This is a genomic window from Deltaproteobacteria bacterium, from assembly GCA_011773515.1.
Classification (GTDB): domain Bacteria; phylum Desulfobacterota; class Deferrimicrobia; order J040; family J040; genus WVXK01.
Window position 1 is genome coordinate 119,150 of record WVXK01000062.1, and the last position, 16,488, is coordinate 135,637.

Genomic DNA, 16,488 nt, shown 5'->3' on the forward strand with positions numbered 1-16,488 from the left:
CTTGAAAAGATAGTTAAAGCAGTCACGGAAATGTCGAAGGGTTTAAAGGCAGTCGCTTTCTACCCGGAAAACCATCCCTCGCTCAATGCAATTTTACAAAAAATCTGTGAATCATTCGATGCAATCCCCCCACCGGAAAAGGGGCTCGAAATTTCCGTGAGCAAGACGGACCTCCTGATAGACGAGCAGAAGCTTTCCGAAAGACACGAGGCCGTGTCGGACTTTCGCAATGCCCTTTTCGTCAACAGAACGAAAAAACTCATCATCCTTCCCGGAACAACACCACTGGAAATGATGAATTTTTTGGAAGCGGTAAACGTAGACCCCGATGAGATCCTGAAAAAGGGAGGGCTGCAGAGGATACTCATCGGTAAAAGAATTGCCAGGATATGGATAAACAAGGTGGAGTACGACAAACTCATGGAGGAACTCAAAAAGGAGCAGGAGCACAAGGCCCAGGAGGAGGAGTTTGTCGTGATCGATAAGTCCCCCGCGGAAAGCGAGGTGGACATCGAAGAGGAGGACATAGAAACGCTTCTCAAATCCCTCCGGCAAACGACGGTGTCCGATCTTTACAGGGACCTCGTTCAGCGAATTTCGAGAAGAATTAATGAATTGATCAAAAACCAGCTGCTCCTTTACGCGGAAAAGGCAATAAAGATATATGCGCATCACATAGAATACCCCCCGGGAGAGGACAGAGTAATGGCCGATCTCGCCGCTGGCGGTATTCTCGAGGTCACAAACGATGACATAATCGATCTCTACGTAAAGAAATTCGGCAGCAAATCGTTGCAGGAAAGGATGGAAGCGCAAACGGTTCTGATGGTACTCGGAGAAGTTGGTGTGGCCAAGTTGCTCATTGCGCTCACGGAAGAAAAAAACATTATCGTGCGAAAGGCGATGGTAGAGCTGATAACAAAGATGGGGGATCCGGCAGTTCCATATATCATCAAGTATCTCAATGATGAGCGATGGTACGTTGTGCGAAACATGGTTACCATACTTGGCGGAATAGAAAACGAAGAGGTGGCCTCTTACATAGCAAGTACCCTTCAGAACAAAGATATACGGGTAAAAAAAGAAGCGATAAAGGCCCTTTCGAAAAACCCGAGCCCAGACGCGACCACTGCCCTGGGGGGATGCTGTTTCGACAGTGACGAAAACATCACGACAATAGCCGTCTCGTCCCTGGGAAGAAAAAAAGACGATAAGGCCGTCCAAATCCTCGAGGAGAGATTCCATAAAAAAAAGTTCATTTATCCGGAGTATCGAGTTTCGTTGGAAATCATCGAGTCTTTGAAAAATATCGGCACAAACAGGGCTGTTTCGGCCCTGGAGAAAATCGCAACCTACAATCCTCTCTTCAAGCCCAAGAGGATGAAGGAGCTAAAAAGCGCCGCCGTGCAGGGCATAGGGAGGGTAAAATCAGAAAAAGCAAGAGAAGTGCTTGAAAAGTTATCCCGAAGTTCCGATATCATATGTAAGCGGGAAGCATCCAAATCATTACAGAGGTTGGATGATGGAAAGGCTGGAACTTGATGAAAAAATAAGGGAAATAACGAAAGTACTCGGGGGCAGCCTCAAAAGCCTGGGGCTGTATCCGAAAGACCATCCCCTCGTTAAGAAGTCGATAACCCAGGCATTCGACCTCATCAGTTCCCTGCTCGAAGAGCTCGGGGAGCTTGTGCTTGCTATCGTCGATGACACTCTCGTTTTCGAGGGAACTCCCATCTACAAGCTCACATCGTCTCTTGAGCTCTTTATCGAATCCCTCAGGGACTGCGGAATAGAGGCAATGATTTTTCACAGGGGGCTCAAAAGGGACGAGGTGGAAGGTGCGATTTCCCTTCTCCACGAAAACCGGGGCATCAAATTGACCGACAGGAAGGTAAAAACTCTTTTCAGGGAGAGGGGGATAACGAAGATCGTCATTGTCACCATCGAAAAAGAAGAGGAAGAAGATGATCTGTCGATGGCAAAGGAGATCTACCAGAATGCCCTCTCCGCGGTAACGGCGGTGCTGAATGATATTCGCCTCGGCAAGATACCTTCGGGAAAGGAATCGAGAAAGGTGGTCCAGGACATATCGAGCATGCTCACGAGGAATAAGGACGCCATGCTGGCCCTCACCATGATAAAGAACTACGATGAATACACATACACCCACTCTGTGAACGTGTCCGTCATCTCTCTTGCAATAGCCGAGTCCCTCTCTTTATCCGATACGGAAAAGGTGGACATAGGAGTTGCCGGCCTTCTCCACGATGTGGGAAAAACCCAGCTCGCTCTCGACCTGATCAGGAAACCTTCGACGCTGACGATAGAGGAATTTGAAGAAATAAAGAAACACCCCGATGAAGGATACAGGATCCTTTCAGAAATGGAGTTCATCAATCCCGTATCGGGAAAAATAGTAAGGGAACACCACATGGGATACGATCTTTCCGGGTATCCCCACACCGAACCCAGATACACGATGGAACCTTACAGCCAGATAGTTAGCATCGCAGACTGCTACGACGCCCTCTCAACGCTGAGGACCTATCAGAAACCGAGACCCCCGAAAGAATCGCTCGAGGTAATGACGAAAATGGCCGGAAAATCCCTGGACCCGGCCATGGTAAAAGTCCTGATAAAAATACTGGGAATCTATCCCATCGGAACAATGGTGCGCCTTGACACAAACGAGGCAGCAGTCGTATCTGCTCAGAACGTAGAGGATTCGACAAGGCCAAAGGTCATCGTACTGACGGACTCAGAGGGGAAGCAGCTCGAATTTCCCGTTCACCTTGACCTTTCAGAGAAAGACCCCACCACCGGGAAATATAAGAGGAACATAGTCACGACAGTCAACCCTCTCCTCGAAAATGCCAACCCATCAAGATCCGTGGCTTAACGGGATCGCGCCGAGGGCGAAGGCTACTGCTTTTCGCACCGATGGGCTTTCCGATTCCGCCTTGCTCATGATTTCACCCAACGCATCGGAAGAACCTATCCGGCCGAGGGCTTCAATCGTTCTCGCCTGTATCTCGGTATCGGGGTGGTTTATGAAATTCATCAGCACGGGGCCGAGCTCCCTTCTTCCCGAGTTTCCAAGGACGCTTATCACATTACCGAGCACGTAACCTTTTTCCAGGGGTAAACGGTCCACCAGGGCCTTCAGTACTGCACCCCTCGGATAGTTTTCGAGGATCCTGATCGCCGCTCCCCGCACATCGTCGGCTGCGTCCCCCACGGCCTTCATGAGAAGCTTCAACCCCTCCTCCCCGCCCATCTCCTCCGCTGCGTAAACCACCCTGAGCCTCTCCTCCGGCTTTCCAGAGCTCAAGACACCCATGAACTCAGGGAAGTTTTTTCTGGCGGCAAGCCTGCCGAGAGCAATCGAAGCCTCTTCTTTCACCGGAGCCACCTTATCATTGACAAGCGCATGTAAAATTCTTTCAATTTCCTCCAATGTTTCCTCCTCTTCCGGTTATTTCCCTGGCGCAGGGCAACCCTCCTCTGGATTTTGCCGAAAAGACGGCAGAAGTGAGCGATTCATACGTAACTTCTTCCGTCATTGCAATGAATTTCATAAGATTTTCAACCCTTTTCTTCTTCCCCGTAGACAGGGAAAAAACGATATCCCCGTCAAAGATCGACCCATACGGGCGTATATGCGATGAGAGGAAGTTATTGAGTTGCGACGCCACGATGTAATGCTCCTTTTTCTCGAGCAAAGCGTCTGTCACCACCACCGTTATGGTTGTGCTATCCATCCCTCCAAAGGGCTTCCTCGTGTAGCCCTCCAGGAACATCTTCCTCGTATTCCCGTACCCGCTTTTCCCGGACAACCGAACCCCGGCAATTATTTCACCGCTTTTGTCGTATACATCACCAAAGGCATTGAGTACCATCATCGAACCGATAGCATAGCCCTCGTCCGCCAGGCGAAGTCCAATGCCTTTTGTGGTCTTGGTCGCACTCTCGATCCCGAGAATCTTGCCTACCGAAGCCCCGGCACCGGCTCCCTCCAGGTTATTTCTTCCTTCATCAGAAAGTGCATCGGCAACAGCTTTTCTCCCCAGGTCATGGTAGTCCATACCCACATTTTCTTTGAATGACAGGTCGTAGATAACCGCGGTCGGAACAACAGGGATACTCGTTGTTCCCGTGAACAACCCGATATTTCGCTCATTGAGCTCGCGCACAACAGCCGATGCCGCAGCGAGGCCGAAAACGGAACCCCCGGAAACGACAAGTCCAAAAATTTTTTCCACCGTGTGTGTCAGGGAGAGAGAATCCATCTGCCGGGTACCCGTTGCAAAACCCCGCGCTTCAGCTGAACCCACCGCACCGTGGGGAAAAAGAAGAACTGAGGTCCCTGTGAGCCCGCTCTCAGAAACGGCGCTTCCGACGCGTACTCCCTCAATCGACTGCCAAGGACAAATTTTTCCGGCCATTGAGGATATTTGATACAATTTACGCATCTTATGTCAAGAATTGAGAATTCATTGCGGGGGAAAGAATGCTCCCTGTTGAGCCCGATGTTTTGCTCGAACGGCGGCAAATATCTCCCTTCGTCGACTTTTCCCCCTGTGCTACCATAGAGTGATTTATTATGGGTAAAAAAACGGCAGGAAGGCGGCTTTGTTTGGACTATGGGAAGAAAAAGATTGGAATTGCAATTTCCGACCCCACAGCTACCATTGCTCAGCCTCACTCCGTTATGGAAAGAGAGACCGAAGAGCTGGATATAGAGAAAATTCATGATCTCGTAGCAACTTATGGCATCAAAAAAGTGATCATGGGCTTGCCCCTGGAACTTTCAGGGGAAGCCGGACAGAGCGCTATGGATGTTTTCCAATTTATCGAAAAGTTGAAAGTTGCCCTCGAGGGGGTGGAAATCGAGACCTGGGATGAACGCCTATCGACCGTTTTCGCAGAAAAAGAGATGATCAGGGACAATGTGAGGCGAAAGAAGAGAAAAAAGGTAATCGACCAGCTCGCGGCAACCATAATTCTCCAGAGTTTCCTTGATGCAGAATCGAGAGATGGATGAAAAAGCGGGGTTGGAAAAACCAACCTTGAGAAGAGTTGCCGAACTGTTCCTCGTCGCGATTTGCGCCTATGTGATCATTACCTCTATCCTGTTCGTCGCCTACCTCTATTCGACTCCTGCCGCTGAAAATTTTTCAGCCAAGAAAATTTATATCGAGAAGGGCACGCCTTTCAGGTCGGTAGTCGATGATCTCTACAGGGAGGGAATAATCAGCTCCAAAACCTTTTTCAACCTCCTTGCCCATGTAACTTTCAGCACAAAAAAGATAAAGGCAGGTGAATATATAATCCCTACCCCCCAGAAACCCCTCTTCGTGCTGAAAAAGCTCGTCCTCGGGCTCGTAGCAAAATACTACATCACGGTCCCTGAAGGGAGCAGCATCTACAACATAAGCTCCCTTCTCGACTCGTATAAAATAGCACAAAAGGAGAGGTTTCTTGCCCTTGCCGGCTCAAAGGAAGTAGCAAGGCAATACGGGATCGACTCCCGGTCTCTCGAGGGATATCTCTTCCCCGATACCTACGTCTTCACGCGCGGTATGGATGAAAAAGCCATAATAGACATGATGATCAACCGTTTTCGCAAGGCCTACCCCGAGGATATGGACGAGAAAAGGAAAAAGCTGGGAATTACAGTCGACGATCTGATCACCATAGCATCGATAGTTGAGAAGGAGACCTCCCTTGACAGGGAAAAACCGATCATCGCCTCCATAATATATCGGCGGCTGAAAAAAAACATGCGCCTTCAGATGGATCCGACGGTCATTTACGGCCTGAAAAAATGGGACGGGAAGTTGACGAAAAAAGACCTCTCGACCGATCACGATTTCAACACGTACGTGAGGAGGGGTTTGCCCCCGGGACCGATTTCAAATCCAGGCCTGGCTTCCATAAAAGCGACCCTGAATCCGTCTGAGACAACATACCTCTACTTCGTCTCAAAAAACGATGGGTCCCACCACTTCTCGCGAACACTGCGGGAGCACATTAATGCGGTGAACCGTTATCAGAAATTTACGAAAGGTTCGAGAAAAAAGTAGTTATCGTCCATGGATCGGTTGATAGCCGCGGGGATCGCCCCACAGCAGGCGGGAGCAGTGGGCCTTCCTATTCTTCCTCTTCGAAATCGACTATGGAAATCTTCCTCAATGTCTCTTCGGGTTCCTCTGTCCAGGTTTTTTCCTCTTTTTCGATCATTTCCTTGCAGTCGACACAATAGAGGGCAAATGGCATAACCTTAAGACGCCCCTTCGGTATCTTGGCGCCGCACTCCTCACAAACTCCGTAACTTCCCTCGTCAATTTTTTCGAGGGCCTCCTCTATCAAACGGAGTTTCTCTTTCTCCCTCTTGGAGAGGAGAAGGTCGAACTCCCTCGCTCTTTCCTGGAAACAGGAGTCAACGTCATCTCCGATATCCTCGTTTATGTTCTTGCTCGTCTCTTTGAGCCTCCACGTGATATCACGGATAAGCTCGTCGCGCATTTTAACGAGGACCTCTTTCATCGATTTCATCGACATCCTCCTGCGTTGACATCACAAGGTTCAAAAAATATACCCTTTTCACCTTAAAAGTCAATCTCTTTTTCATTGATAACTGTCCCGGAGAGGTCATAATGGTCACAACTGTCAATCTTCACCGTAACAAATTCCCCCTCCTTGACGGGCCGCGTGTATTCTGCCGTCACGAAACCATCCACCTCGGGTGCCTGGCCGTAATATCTTCCTGTCAGCGTGGCCTCACGTCTGCTAACGGCATCCACGAGAACCTTTGCTTTTTTCCCCAGGTACCTTTTATTCTTCTCAAAGGATATGCGGGACTGAACCGTGATGAGCTCTTCCAGTCGGGAGATTGCAACATTTTTTTTCACCTTCGGAACCATTCCCCAGGCAGGTGTCCCTTCCTCCCTTGAATAGGTGAACCCACCGAGCCGTTCAAATCCCACGTCCTCGATGAGTCGAAGCAGCAATTCAAAATCATTCAGACCCTCTCCCGGGAAACCCACCATGACCGTCGTTCGAAGGACGAGGTCATCCAGGTTTGTCCGGAGCATGGCAAAGAGTTCGTAGAGGTATTCCCGCGTATAGCCCCTGTTCATCCTTTCCAGAATTCTGGTGCTTCCATGTTGAATGGGAATATCGAGATAGTTGAGTACAAGCGGGCTCTCCCGGATGATCTTCACGAGTTTTTCCGTGATACGGGCCGGATGAAGGTAGAGCAGCCTCAACCAGATGTCGCCCGATGCATGGCAGGAAAGCTCTTCGAGCAAGTTTTCGAGGATAAAACCCCGGGCGCCGTCCTTTCCAAAAGAGCCGATATCCTGACCAACCAGGTTGACCTCGGAAACCCCCTTCTGTATCATTGCGCGAAATTCAGAGACAATTCTCTTCGTCTCCCTGCTTGCAAGGGGTCCCCTTATATCGGGAATGGTGCAATAAGAGCAGTGGTTTGAACAGCCATCTGTTATTTTCAAATATCTCCAGGCCCGTCCTTTCCCTCTGATTCTCTCGATATACAGATCCTCCAGGTCGGTTTTTTCTTCAATACCCATCCCCCCCCGTCCGACCCCCATCACGTCCATTAAAATTTCGTCTATTCTGCCCACGTCTGTTATTTTGAAACATTTATCGATCTCGGGGATTTCCATTTCAAGCTCAACCATGTACCTCTGCGAGAGACAGCCTCCAACGAGAATTTTTCCAACCTTTCCCTTCCTCTTGAGCTCCACGAACCTGAAAATTTCGCCGAGCGATTCCTCCTTGGCTGCATCGATGAATCCACAGGTATTTATGATCACGGCATCGAGGAAGCCCCTTTTCCTCAGTGAAACACCCCGCCTGGCAAGGACGGTCTCCATCACCTCGGTATCGACCATATTTTTTGCGCACCCCAGATGCACCAAGCCGACACGAAACACCCTGTCTTTAACCAATACGCTCATTGGCTCCTGCTACTGTATACGAAAAAGGAGAGAAGAGATTGGCCGGTTTACCTCCACCCGGCTGAAGGAGAGGGTATTTGAGGTACCGGTGAGAGAAAAAATCGTAAGCTCTTCGACAAGCTTGCTCTTTCTGTTCCAGGTCAGGACTATTCTCCTGACATCCCTCTTCAATTTCTCCAGAGGAACCAGTTCAACCTTTGCATAACTTTCCCCATCGGTTTCAACGCGCGAAAATTCAAACAGCTCGGGGAGGTTGCCCTCTCCTCCAAGCAGAACATTATATATTCCGATGAGGTGTGCCGAAATCTTGGTCTCCCTGAAGCTTTCATCCTTTTCCTTCTTGAAGTAGAGAAATTCCCCGTTCACGATAAATACCTGCCTGACGGGCTCGGCATACTCCCACCTGCTCTTTCCGGGCTTCTTTATGTAAAAAACCCCCCTGGCTTCCCGGGTAATACCCATTCCCTCGAGTGGCATGACCTGGTTGAACTCTCCCGATATGGATGTCACGGTGCGATAACGCCTCTCTATCTCGGCGATGACTTCACTCCCTTCGCTGGTAGCAAGCGCAGGGGATGCGAGATAGAGCAACGAGAGAGACAAAAGCAGGCACAGGGGTGCACGCTTTTTAGCGGAGCGAAGGGATGACGTCATTCTCGAATCCTCACCTCTCTCTGTTTTCCTCCCGGACCTACCGGTGTTACGATCCCCTCTTCCTCCATTTTTTCGATGAGCCTGGCTGCCCTGTTGAAGCCTACCCCCAGTTTCCTCTGCAGATAGGATATCGAGGCCTTCCGTGTCTCAACGACTATTCTCACCGCCTCCTCGTATCTTTCGTCCAGAAACTCGACGCCGCCTCCGGCCTCATCCATATCTTCACTGACAACCGACTCGTCGTACGCTGCCTCCCCCTGCTTCTTGAGAAAGTGCACCACTCTTTTGATCTCATCCTCGGATACGTATGGCGCATGAACCCTGATGAGCCCTTCGGGGCCGGGCCGCAGGAACAGCATGTCCCCCTGTCCCAGGAGGAACTCGGCGCTGTACTGCCCGAGAATGGTATAGGAGTCGTAGCGCGAGGAAACTTTAAAGGAAATTCTGCAGGGGAAATTGGCCTTAATTACGCCCGTAACCACATCGACAGATGGTCTCTGGGTGGCGACGATGAGGTGGATTCCCGACGCCCGTGCCATCTGTGAAAGCCGCGTAATAGCTTCCTCGACCTCCCGTGCCGAACTGAGCATCAGGTCCGATAGCTCGTCGATCACGATAACGATGAAGGGAAGCAGCGATGATTCATCGTCGTCCTTCCTTGCCGACCTCCTCTTGCGCACCATGTTGTTGTAGGAATCGATGTTTCTCACACCGTTTTCCATCATCAGCCTGTATCTTCCTTCCATCTCGGCCACTGCCCATCTGAGGACCTTGGCGGCATCCTTGGGCTGGGTAACGACAGGGTGGAGAAGGTTTGGTATACCGTCGTATGGATTGAACTCGAGCATCTTGGGGTCCACGAGGATCAGGCGGAGCTCGTCCGGGGTCGTCCTGAACAGAAGCGACAGTATCATGGCGTTCAACGACACACTTTTTCCGGAACCCGTCGTGCCGGCAATCAAAAGATGAGGCATCTTGGACAGGTCGGTAACGACAGGCCTCCCGAGAATGTCCATGCCCACGGATATGGTCAGGGGGGGCTTGGAGGAAAGGTACTCTTCGCTCTGTAAGATCTCTTTGAGATAGACCCGCTCCCTTTTCTTATTGGGCACCTCGATGCCCATAACCCCCTTCCCCGGAATATTTTTTATGATTCTCAGGCTCTCCGCTTTCAGGGCCAGGGCCAGGTCTTCCGAAAGCTTCACTATCCGGTTCAACTTCTCACCCGGTGCAGGTTTGAACTCGTAGAGCGTAACCATGGGACCAGCCATTACCGAGGTTATCTCTCCGTCAACCCCAAACTGCCTGAGCTCCTTTATCAGCACCCGTACGTTTTCCTTGAGATCATCCTCATCAGGAATCAGCCTCGTCGCCGGTGGGCTGTCGAGGAGATTCCGGGACGGCAGCGAGAACTCCGAATGGACAGGCCCGGCAAACGTCCTGACACCACTCTTTTCTTTCCCGCTCTCTTCGGGGCCCCGCACAATCTTTACTTCTTCTGCCTCATCTATGCTGTCGCTGAACACTATCCCTTTTCGCGCAAGGCTGCGGAGGGATGCATCCTCCTTTATCTTTTCCCTCACCTTTTTCCTCTTCTCCTTCTTCCTGTTGAGAAATGAGCGTAAATCCCCTATCGATATCCCCGTGGACATCATCAGAGAAATGACGAAAAATGAAAAGAGAACTATGCTCCCCCCAACGCTCCCGAAAATTGCCTTCACGGCATTTTTCCCTATGATATAGCCGGTTATACCGGAAAGGTAAAAATCCACGCCGAAAAGCCTCACGTATTCCGAGTAGATGCTCAAGATGGCCACGGATGAGACGAGGGCGAGAAATATGCCGATACTCCTCAGGAGAATTTTCCGCGTCCCGAGCCCCCGGAAAGACAGAATTGCCTGGGAGAAGAATATCAGTGGTATCAGGAAAGCCCCTATTCCGAACCACTGAATGAGAAGATCCGAGGAGTATGAACCGACCTTTCCGCTCCAGTTGGATATTTTCATCATCTCCGATGAAAAGGTCGAGAAGGATGGATCGAAGGGGTTGTAGGATACAAGAGATATGAGCAGTAAGAGGCCGATTGCAGCGTTTATGACCCCCAGGACCTCTTTTTTCACATCCCTCATGCAGGTTACCCCCGAGACATCAATAATCTATCCAAACGGGAAATATCACCGGTTTTCTCGAAAGCTGCCTGTTGAAAAAACGCCTCAGTTCCCGCCGGATCTCCAAAACCGCTTCCTCGCCCCCGACCTGGCCGCATTCCATCACCACATCCCTCAAAATATTCTCTGCCCCTTCGATGATCCCGTTTCCGGCATCGATATCGGTAACCCCCACACAGATCAACTCCGGACCGTATCTGATCTTCTGCTTCCCGGCATCGTAACAGACCACCGCCACCGCCACACCATCCCGGGAGAGATGTTTTCTCTCTCGCAGCACCATTTCACACACATCGCCAACACCCTTTCCATCGACGAAGACTTTTCCCACATTCAAAACCCCTTCCTTACGAAGAACCCCGCCTTCAAGAACGAGCACCTCACCATTTTCCACGACGAAGGGAGTGCAATCAACCGCCTTCTGTGCGACCATCGCGTGCTGCACGAGTTGCCGGTACTCGCCATGAACCGGAACGAAGTATTTCGGTGCCGCAGCCCGGGCCATACGCTCCAGCTCTTTCTGACCCCCGTGGCCGGAAACGTGGACGTCCGATATGGCCTGGTAAACCACATCAGCCCCTCTCCTGTAGAGGTTGTCAATAAGCCGGAAAATCGCCTTTTCATTACCGGGGATAAATCTCGATGATATTATTACCGTGTCCGTCTCCTTCACCTTTACATAGCGGTGTTGATTTCTCGCCATGAGTGAGAGAGCACTCAGGGGCTCTCCCTGGGATCCGGTGGTCACGATGGCAAGAGATCTGTCATCGACCTTTCCTATCCCATCGATATCCACAAACAGGCTCCCATCTCCGTCATGAACATACCCGAGTTTTCTGGCTATTTTCAAATTCTGCTCCATGCTCCTTCCCGTTACGGCCACCTTTCGGCCGTCCTGCGCAGCGCTTTCGATGGTATCGGCCAGGCGGGCGATATTCGAGGAAAACATGGAGACTATGGCTCTTCCTGGAATCTTTCTCATGAGACCGTCGAGAGTTTCCCTGACATACCTCTCTGACATGGTTCTTCCCCTGTTCTCCACATTGGTGGAGTCGGAAAAAAGCAGGGACACTCCCTCTTTTCCAACCTCCTCAATTCTTTTAAGATCCGTGAAGACTCCGTCTGAAGGCGTGTCGTCCATCTTGAAATCCCCCGTGTGCACGATAACGCCGTCGCCGGTTCTCACTATGTAGCCCACCCCTTCCGAGATTGAATGACACACCGGAAAGGCCTCGAACGCAAAATCCTCGAGAAGAACGACCCCATCTCTCTCTATAACCCGTATGTCCGGTGTATATTCCGGACCGTGCTCCTCCAGCCTCAGCCTCAATAGTTCGGCAGTTAGATTTGTGGCATAAACGGGAACATTCGCCAGCTGGAGCAAATAGTGCACGGCACCGATGTGATCATCGTGGCCGTGAGTCAAAAAGATGCAGCGGATTCTGTCCTTCACCGGCTCGAGAGAGGAAAAGTCAGGGATAACATAATCGACTCCGAACATACCGTCATCGGGAAACATGATCCCGGCATCTATTATCACCGCCTCTCTTCCGCTGTCCAGAAGAAGGCAGTTCATGCCTATCTCTCCCAGGCCGCCGAGGGCACAAATCGTTATGGTCATGTTTTCACCACCACCGTATCAAAACGATCAGGAACATTCACTCCCTTTGTCATACCATTTCCCACATTATCGGAAATCTCATGCACTGTCCATTCCCTGAACTTATTTGACCAGACCAGATCGATAATACCCGCACCTCCGGGAAACATGGTCATCGATCTCCCACGCGAGACTCCCACTCTATCAACCACTCTGACCATTTTACTGCACTTTGCGCAGCCAGGACGGAATCCGTGAAAGTCTCACACGTCGGCAATGGTTCTCTATCGAGCAGTGCGTTGTGGGGAAATATATTATCCGGGTCCTGGCGAATATGGTAAGTCTTCTTCCTGTTTTTCTCACGTTCAAGGTAACAGCAGATCCCTTTGATTATGTAAATTATCCACCGAAAGAGAGCTTCGGTCAAGAATGGGGTGATAAAGAAGCTTTTGGCCACCAGGAAGCCGGTTCGTCAATCAGGTTTCCTCTCGTAGTCGCCCGATTTGCCGCCTTTTTTCTTTAAGACCTTGATATCGCCTATTACCGCGTCCCGGTCGACAGACTTTATCATATCGTAGACGGTTACAGCGGAGATAGAAACAGCGACGAGGGCCTCCATCTCGACTCCGGTGCTCCATCTTGCCCGCACGTCGGAGACGATCCTTATCTCCTTTGCCTCTTCATCAAGATCGACATCTATTTCACAGACATCGAGGGGAATCTGGTGACACAATGGTACGAGATGGCTCGTCTTTTTGGCCGCCATGACTCCCGCCACTTTCGCCACTTCGAAGAGGTTGCCCTTTGGAAGCTTGTCTTCCTTGAGGAGAGCAATAACCCTGCCTGACACGGAAACCTTCCCGGCGGCCTGTGCCTCGCGGAGTGTTTTTTCCTTCCCGGTGACATCCACCATACGGGATGACCCATCGCTTTTCATGTGGGAAAAATTTTTCATGCGCTGCTCCGATCAAACAGAATGAAATTTTACGGTTTACCGTGATGTTTCTTATGTGAAACAAATGCTTACATCTTTATCGGGGAGGAAAGCCCGTACAGAAAAATCATCTCCCCTCTCCGCTATTTCCGGCACCATTTTTTACCTTTTTACCATCGGGTGTTATTTCGTTCAACCTCTTTCCTTCTGCATGCAGATCATTCATCACCAAAGATCCCCAGATCGCGAAAAAATGTATGGTCACCACACAAGGTTCGCCGGAAATTCCCCTCGAAGAACGAAAATATCGAGGGTTGTATTTCCGTTTCTGTTTTTCCTCTCCCTGTAGTAGTCTCAATATCATGGCCCGCGAATTCATCAGCAGGAACGTCTTTGACAGAAAGAATCCGTTTGTCTGGTAGAAAGTTGTAACACACGGGGAAAAATGAGATGATTTAATCGAAAAGAGACCGGGAGAAAGGTGCCCCGGGCAGGCAACAAAGGGGGCACGGACCGGTTCAGGGGGCATTTGCCTACCGGGCACAGATCTTTTTCCTGCAGGGACAGGGATTGAGGGCAAACAGGCACCTTTCGTCGACTGCATTGAAGGATATGAAAAAGCTAAACAGGGAACAGAAAGGAAAAGATAAGAGGAGGGAACCATGGCCGAAAAACCGATAGGGGTGGTTGAAAACTACTTTGCCAAAATCGGTGTCGCCGCGATAAAGATCAACGAGGGGTCATTGAGCGTGGGAGACAGGATAAAGATAAAAGGCGCCACGAGCGACTTCTCCCAGGTGGTGGAATCGATGCAGGTGGAGCACAAGACGGTCGAAACCGCAGCCTCCGGAGATCTGGTAGGCATCAAGGTAATAGACAAGGTACGGAACAAGGATACAATCTATCTGATCGAGGAAGAGGTGTGAAAATATTTTGGTCACTGCTCCTTGTCTTTTCTCTTAAGTGATTTGAGGTTCTTAAGCTGAACCGTTGCCGTTTCTATCGCTTTCACTGCTTCCGCGTAATCAGGGTTGAACCTCAGGACCTTTCTCCAGGTCCTTATCGCATTTCCGAGATTTCCCTCCCTGTAATGAGACATGCCAACTTCCATGAGCTTCTCAGAGCTCAGGTTGATATACGCGACAATCTGTTCCGGTTTCTCCTTCACTCTGGATCGTAATTCCTTCGTTTTCGGGTACATTTCTATAACGGAGCGAAAAAGCAGCCCGGAGCTTTCAAAATCCTCGCCTTTCATCCTCCTCTTTCCTTCCGCTATCCTCCCGTTGAGCGCAGAAACGTAGTCATCGCCGAAGCTTACTTCCTTCCTCCCCCCATCGACTCCCTTCCTGATACCATCAAGGGTGTTCGCATAGCTTTTTTTCCTCACGAGGTAGGCCATTTTCTCCTGGTTCTCAAAATCGGATTTTATTCCCACTTTCTGGTCGGGCCCCCGATTATCATCCCGTGTCTTCTGGTGCGCACCGTCTGCAACACTCTTACCCGTATGCGTGCAGGCATGAACCGAACAGATGCTGATGAGAAAAATGGCAAGGCAGACACGAACCGGGATCATCCGCTGACCCCGTTTTTTCTCAACTCCCTGCTCAACTTGAGATCTTCCATGATTTCGACGAACACATCCGTCATTTCTGGGTTGAACTGCGACCCTCTAAACTTGAGAATTTCCCTCACTGCCTCTTCCGTGGACATACCTTTCCTGTACGGGCGTGAGGAGGTCATTGCGTCATAAGCATCGGCTATTGAGATAATCGATGAAAAGAGGGGAATCTGCCCATCTTTCAGTCCATGAGGGTATCCCTCGCCGTTGTGCCATTCATGATGATGCAGCACTGCCTTCACGTGCTTCTGGAGAGAATTGGCCAGTTGCAGAATATCGGCTCCATCTTCCGGGTGTTTCATCATCAACTTGTACTCTTCGTTATTTAACGGAGCCATCTTGTGGAGAATCCTGTCGGGCGTTTTAATCTTTCCCACATCGTGGAAAAGGCACACCATCTCAAGGTCCCGCACTTCGGCCTGGGACAAACCCAGGTTCTGCGCGATGAGAACCGATAGTCTCGCAACCCTCTCTGAATGCCCGAAGGTGTATTCATCCCGGGCATCTATCGCTGCCGCCAGAATCCTCACCGTCGCCACATAAGCATCCTCGAGTTCCTTGGCAGAATGTTCCAGCCTTTCTTTCTGGTCCATGATCATATTCGCCATCTCGTTGAAGTTTCGCGTAAGATCCCCCAGCTCATCCTTCGAGACCACTTTTATCCCACCCCTGTAGAAGCCCGATTTCATCTTCATGACGCCATCCATCAGCCGTTTCACGGGAGTGGTGATGAACCCGGAAAGGAAAAATACCCCGGCAACTCCGAGGGTAAGGATGATGCCGGATACGAGGGCTATCTTTTTCCTGGCTGCCTTCTGGGAATAAAGCAGGGTCTTCTCGTCTATTCCGAGGTAGATTGCCCCGAGCTCTTTATCGGCGAATACGATAGGCGTGGTAAATTCATAGCACACCGCTCCCATCCTCTTTACCTTTTTCACCCGGGAGCCGTCAGGCTCCTCGCGGATTACCTCGCTCTCCATCTCCCTGAACACCTCTCCCATCTGCTCGAGGTCGCTGTGTGCCTTGATCACTCCCTTTTCATCGACCATAGCCACGTATACGATATCTTTCTGGTACTGCCTGATCTTCGCGGCAATGTTATCGAGAGCAAGCCTGTCGTTTGAAAGGATGCTGTATCCCGCGGCCGTAGAGGCGCTCCCCGTGATCGAAAAGCCCCTTTTCACGAGCTCTTCGAGCAGCGAACCGTCCATTATGCTGGTAACGATAAAGGAGGAGGCCCCAGTAACAAAAAGGATCAGGATGAGGGTGACCAGGGAAAGTTTAAATCTGATGCTTCTAAACACGGCTGCATCTCCTCTTCGCTCGCCATCCGGGTAGTTAAATCTACCGAACGTAATATTTAATAATAAACCAACTTATCAGCCGGGACAAAGAACTAAGTTACACCTGGAACGTTTTCCTGAAATGGTAGCCGCATATGTAGATCTTGACGGCCAGGCGAAAAAGAGAGGGACGCCTGAATGCCGACCATAGGATAACCTTCCAGTAATCGAGCCTTCCCCGTTCGA

The 16,488-nt window shown here is 50.4% G+C and carries 15 protein-coding genes and 1 pseudogene (1 of these 16 running past the window's edge); 5 read left to right on the plus strand and 11 right to left on the minus strand.

Features of this window, described 5'->3' with window-relative positions:
* Nucleotides 1-30 precede the first annotated feature (30 nt).
* The gene (locus tag GTN70_07350; GenBank protein NIO16800.1) at nt 31-1,542 is read left to right on the plus strand and encodes a hypothetical protein; all 1,512 of its coding nucleotides are present in this window, start codon (nt 31-33) and stop codon (nt 1,540-1,542) included.
* Entirely contained in the window at nt 1,523-2,899 is a 1,377-nt protein-coding gene (locus GTN70_07355) for an HD domain-containing protein (GenBank protein NIO16801.1), read from the plus strand. The genes GTN70_07350 and GTN70_07355 overlap by 20 nt, the downstream gene beginning before the upstream one ends.
* On the opposite strand, the gene GTN70_07360 is transcribed toward GTN70_07355, so the two are convergent.
* Together GTN70_07360 and GTN70_07365 are read right to left on the minus strand one after the other, a co-directional pair.
* Nucleotides 2,882-3,457, minus strand: coding sequence for a hypothetical protein (locus GTN70_07360; protein NIO16802.1), 576 nt, complete (start codon nt 3,455-3,457; stop codon nt 2,882-2,884). The genes GTN70_07355 and GTN70_07360 overlap by 18 nt on opposite strands.
* On the minus strand, nt 3,444-4,445 hold the full coding sequence (locus GTN70_07365; GenBank protein ID NIO16803.1) for a hypothetical protein: 1,002 nt from the start codon (nt 4,443-4,445) through the stop codon (nt 3,444-3,446). The genes GTN70_07360 and GTN70_07365 overlap by 14 nt, the downstream gene beginning before the upstream one ends.
* Before the next feature lie 158 nt (nt 4,446-4,603).
* On the opposite strand from GTN70_07365, the gene ruvX reads away from it, so the two are divergent.
* Nucleotides 4,604-5,044 carry a Holliday junction resolvase RuvX gene (gene ruvX / locus GTN70_07370; protein ID NIO16804.1) on the plus strand — a complete coding sequence of 147 codons (441 nt, stop codon included), beginning with the start codon at nt 4,604-4,606 and terminating at the stop codon, nt 5,042-5,044.
* Nucleotides 5,022-6,086 (plus strand): endolytic transglycosylase MltG, encoded by a 1,065-nt coding sequence (gene mltG / locus GTN70_07375; protein ID NIO16805.1) that lies wholly within the window; start codon nt 5,022-5,024, stop codon nt 6,084-6,086. Before ruvX ends, mltG begins: the two co-directional genes overlap by 23 nt.
* Before the next feature lie 67 nt (nt 6,087-6,153).
* Here the strand turns inward: mltG and GTN70_07380 are convergent, their stop codons facing one another.
* The 6 genes from GTN70_07380 to moaC form a co-directional block, all read right to left on the minus strand.
* A complete protein-coding gene (locus GTN70_07380) occupies nt 6,154-6,564 on the minus strand; it encodes a TraR/DksA family transcriptional regulator (GenBank protein ID NIO16806.1) in 411 nt (136 codons plus the stop codon).
* Nucleotides 6,565-6,611: 47 nt separating this feature from the next.
* Nucleotides 6,612-7,985: a 30S ribosomal protein S12 methylthiotransferase RimO gene (gene rimO, locus GTN70_07385; GenBank protein ID NIO16807.1), complete on the minus strand. Its 1,374-nt coding sequence runs from the start codon at nt 7,983-7,985 to the stop codon at nt 6,612-6,614.
* A 9-nt stretch (nt 7,986-7,994) separates the two neighbouring features.
* Nucleotides 7,995-8,639 carry a hypothetical protein gene (locus GTN70_07390; protein ID NIO16808.1) on the minus strand — a complete coding sequence of 215 codons (645 nt, stop codon included), beginning with the start codon at nt 8,637-8,639 and terminating at the stop codon, nt 7,995-7,997.
* Nucleotides 8,636-10,768: a DNA translocase FtsK gene (locus GTN70_07395; GenBank protein ID NIO16809.1), complete on the minus strand. Its 2,133-nt coding sequence runs from the start codon at nt 10,766-10,768 to the stop codon at nt 8,636-8,638. Before GTN70_07395 ends, GTN70_07390 begins: the two co-directional genes overlap by 4 nt.
* Nucleotides 10,769-10,787: 19 nt before the next feature.
* Nucleotides 10,788-12,428 carry an RNase J family beta-CASP ribonuclease gene (locus GTN70_07400; protein NIO16810.1) on the minus strand — a complete coding sequence of 547 codons (1,641 nt, stop codon included), beginning with the start codon at nt 12,426-12,428 and terminating at the stop codon, nt 10,788-10,790.
* Between the two features lie 451 nt (nt 12,429-12,879).
* Complete coding sequence (gene moaC, locus GTN70_07405) at nt 12,880-13,362, minus strand: cyclic pyranopterin monophosphate synthase MoaC (protein NIO16811.1); 483 nt, start codon at nt 13,360-13,362, stop codon at nt 12,880-12,882.
* A gap of 641 nt (nt 13,363-14,003) precedes the next feature.
* Between moaC and GTN70_07410 the strand changes: the two genes are divergently transcribed.
* Nucleotides 14,004-14,267, plus strand: a complete 264-nt coding sequence (locus GTN70_07410; protein ID NIO16812.1) for a translation elongation factor-like protein — start codon at nt 14,004-14,006, stop codon at nt 14,265-14,267.
* An 11-nt stretch (nt 14,268-14,278) separates the two neighbouring features.
* Here the strand turns inward: GTN70_07410 and GTN70_07415 are convergent, their stop codons facing one another.
* The 3 genes and pseudogenes from GTN70_07415 to GTN70_07425 form a co-directional block, all read right to left on the minus strand.
* Nucleotides 14,279-14,914 (minus strand): hypothetical protein, encoded by a 636-nt coding sequence (locus GTN70_07415; GenBank protein NIO16813.1) that lies wholly within the window; start codon nt 14,912-14,914, stop codon nt 14,279-14,281.
* The gene (locus GTN70_07420; GenBank protein NIO16814.1) at nt 14,911-16,170 is read right to left on the minus strand and encodes an HD domain-containing protein; all 1,260 of its coding nucleotides are present in this window, start codon (nt 16,168-16,170) and stop codon (nt 14,911-14,913) included. Before GTN70_07420 ends, GTN70_07415 begins: the two co-directional genes overlap by 4 nt.
* Nucleotides 16,171-16,360: 190 nt before the next feature.
* Nucleotides 16,361-16,488 (minus strand): annotated as a pseudogene (locus GTN70_07425) (DUF4070 domain-containing protein); it runs 1,312 nt beyond the window's last position.

Coding starts and splice junctions, on each gene's coding strand:
- GTN70_07350 (NIO16800.1), top strand. CDS start 31: ATGTCGAAGGGTTTAAAGGCAGTCGCTTTCTACCCGGAAAACCATCCC.
- GTN70_07355 (NIO16801.1), top strand. CDS start 1,523: ATGGAAAGGCTGGAACTTGATGAAAAAATAAGGGAAATAACGAAAGTA.
- GTN70_07365 (NIO16803.1), bottom strand. CDS start 4,445: ATGGCCGGAAAAATTTGTCCTTGGCAGTCGATTGAGGGAGTACGCGTC.
- ruvX (NIO16804.1), top strand. CDS start 4,604: ATGGGTAAAAAAACGGCAGGAAGGCGGCTTTGTTTGGACTATGGGAAG.
- mltG (NIO16805.1), top strand. CDS start 5,022: ATGCAGAATCGAGAGATGGATGAAAAAGCGGGGTTGGAAAAACCAACC.
- GTN70_07380 (NIO16806.1), bottom strand. CDS start 6,564: ATGTCGATGAAATCGATGAAAGAGGTCCTCGTTAAAATGCGCGACGAG.
- rimO (NIO16807.1), bottom strand. CDS start 7,985: ATGAGCGTATTGGTTAAAGACAGGGTGTTTCGTGTCGGCTTGGTGCAT.
- GTN70_07390 (NIO16808.1), bottom strand. CDS start 8,639: ATGACGTCATCCCTTCGCTCCGCTAAAAAGCGTGCACCCCTGTGCCTG.
- GTN70_07395 (NIO16809.1), bottom strand. CDS start 10,768: ATGAGGGATGTGAAAAAAGAGGTCCTGGGGGTCATAAACGCTGCAATC.
- GTN70_07400 (NIO16810.1), bottom strand. CDS start 12,428: ATGACCATAACGATTTGTGCCCTCGGCGGCCTGGGAGAGATAGGCATG.
- moaC (NIO16811.1), bottom strand. CDS start 13,362: ATGAAAAATTTTTCCCACATGAAAAGCGATGGGTCATCCCGTATGGTG.
- GTN70_07410 (NIO16812.1), top strand. CDS start 14,004: ATGGCCGAAAAACCGATAGGGGTGGTTGAAAACTACTTTGCCAAAATC.
- GTN70_07415 (NIO16813.1), bottom strand. CDS start 14,914: ATGATCCCGGTTCGTGTCTGCCTTGCCATTTTTCTCATCAGCATCTGT.
- GTN70_07420 (NIO16814.1), bottom strand. CDS start 16,170: ATGGACGGTTCGCTGCTCGAAGAGCTCGTGAAAAGGGGCTTTTCGATC.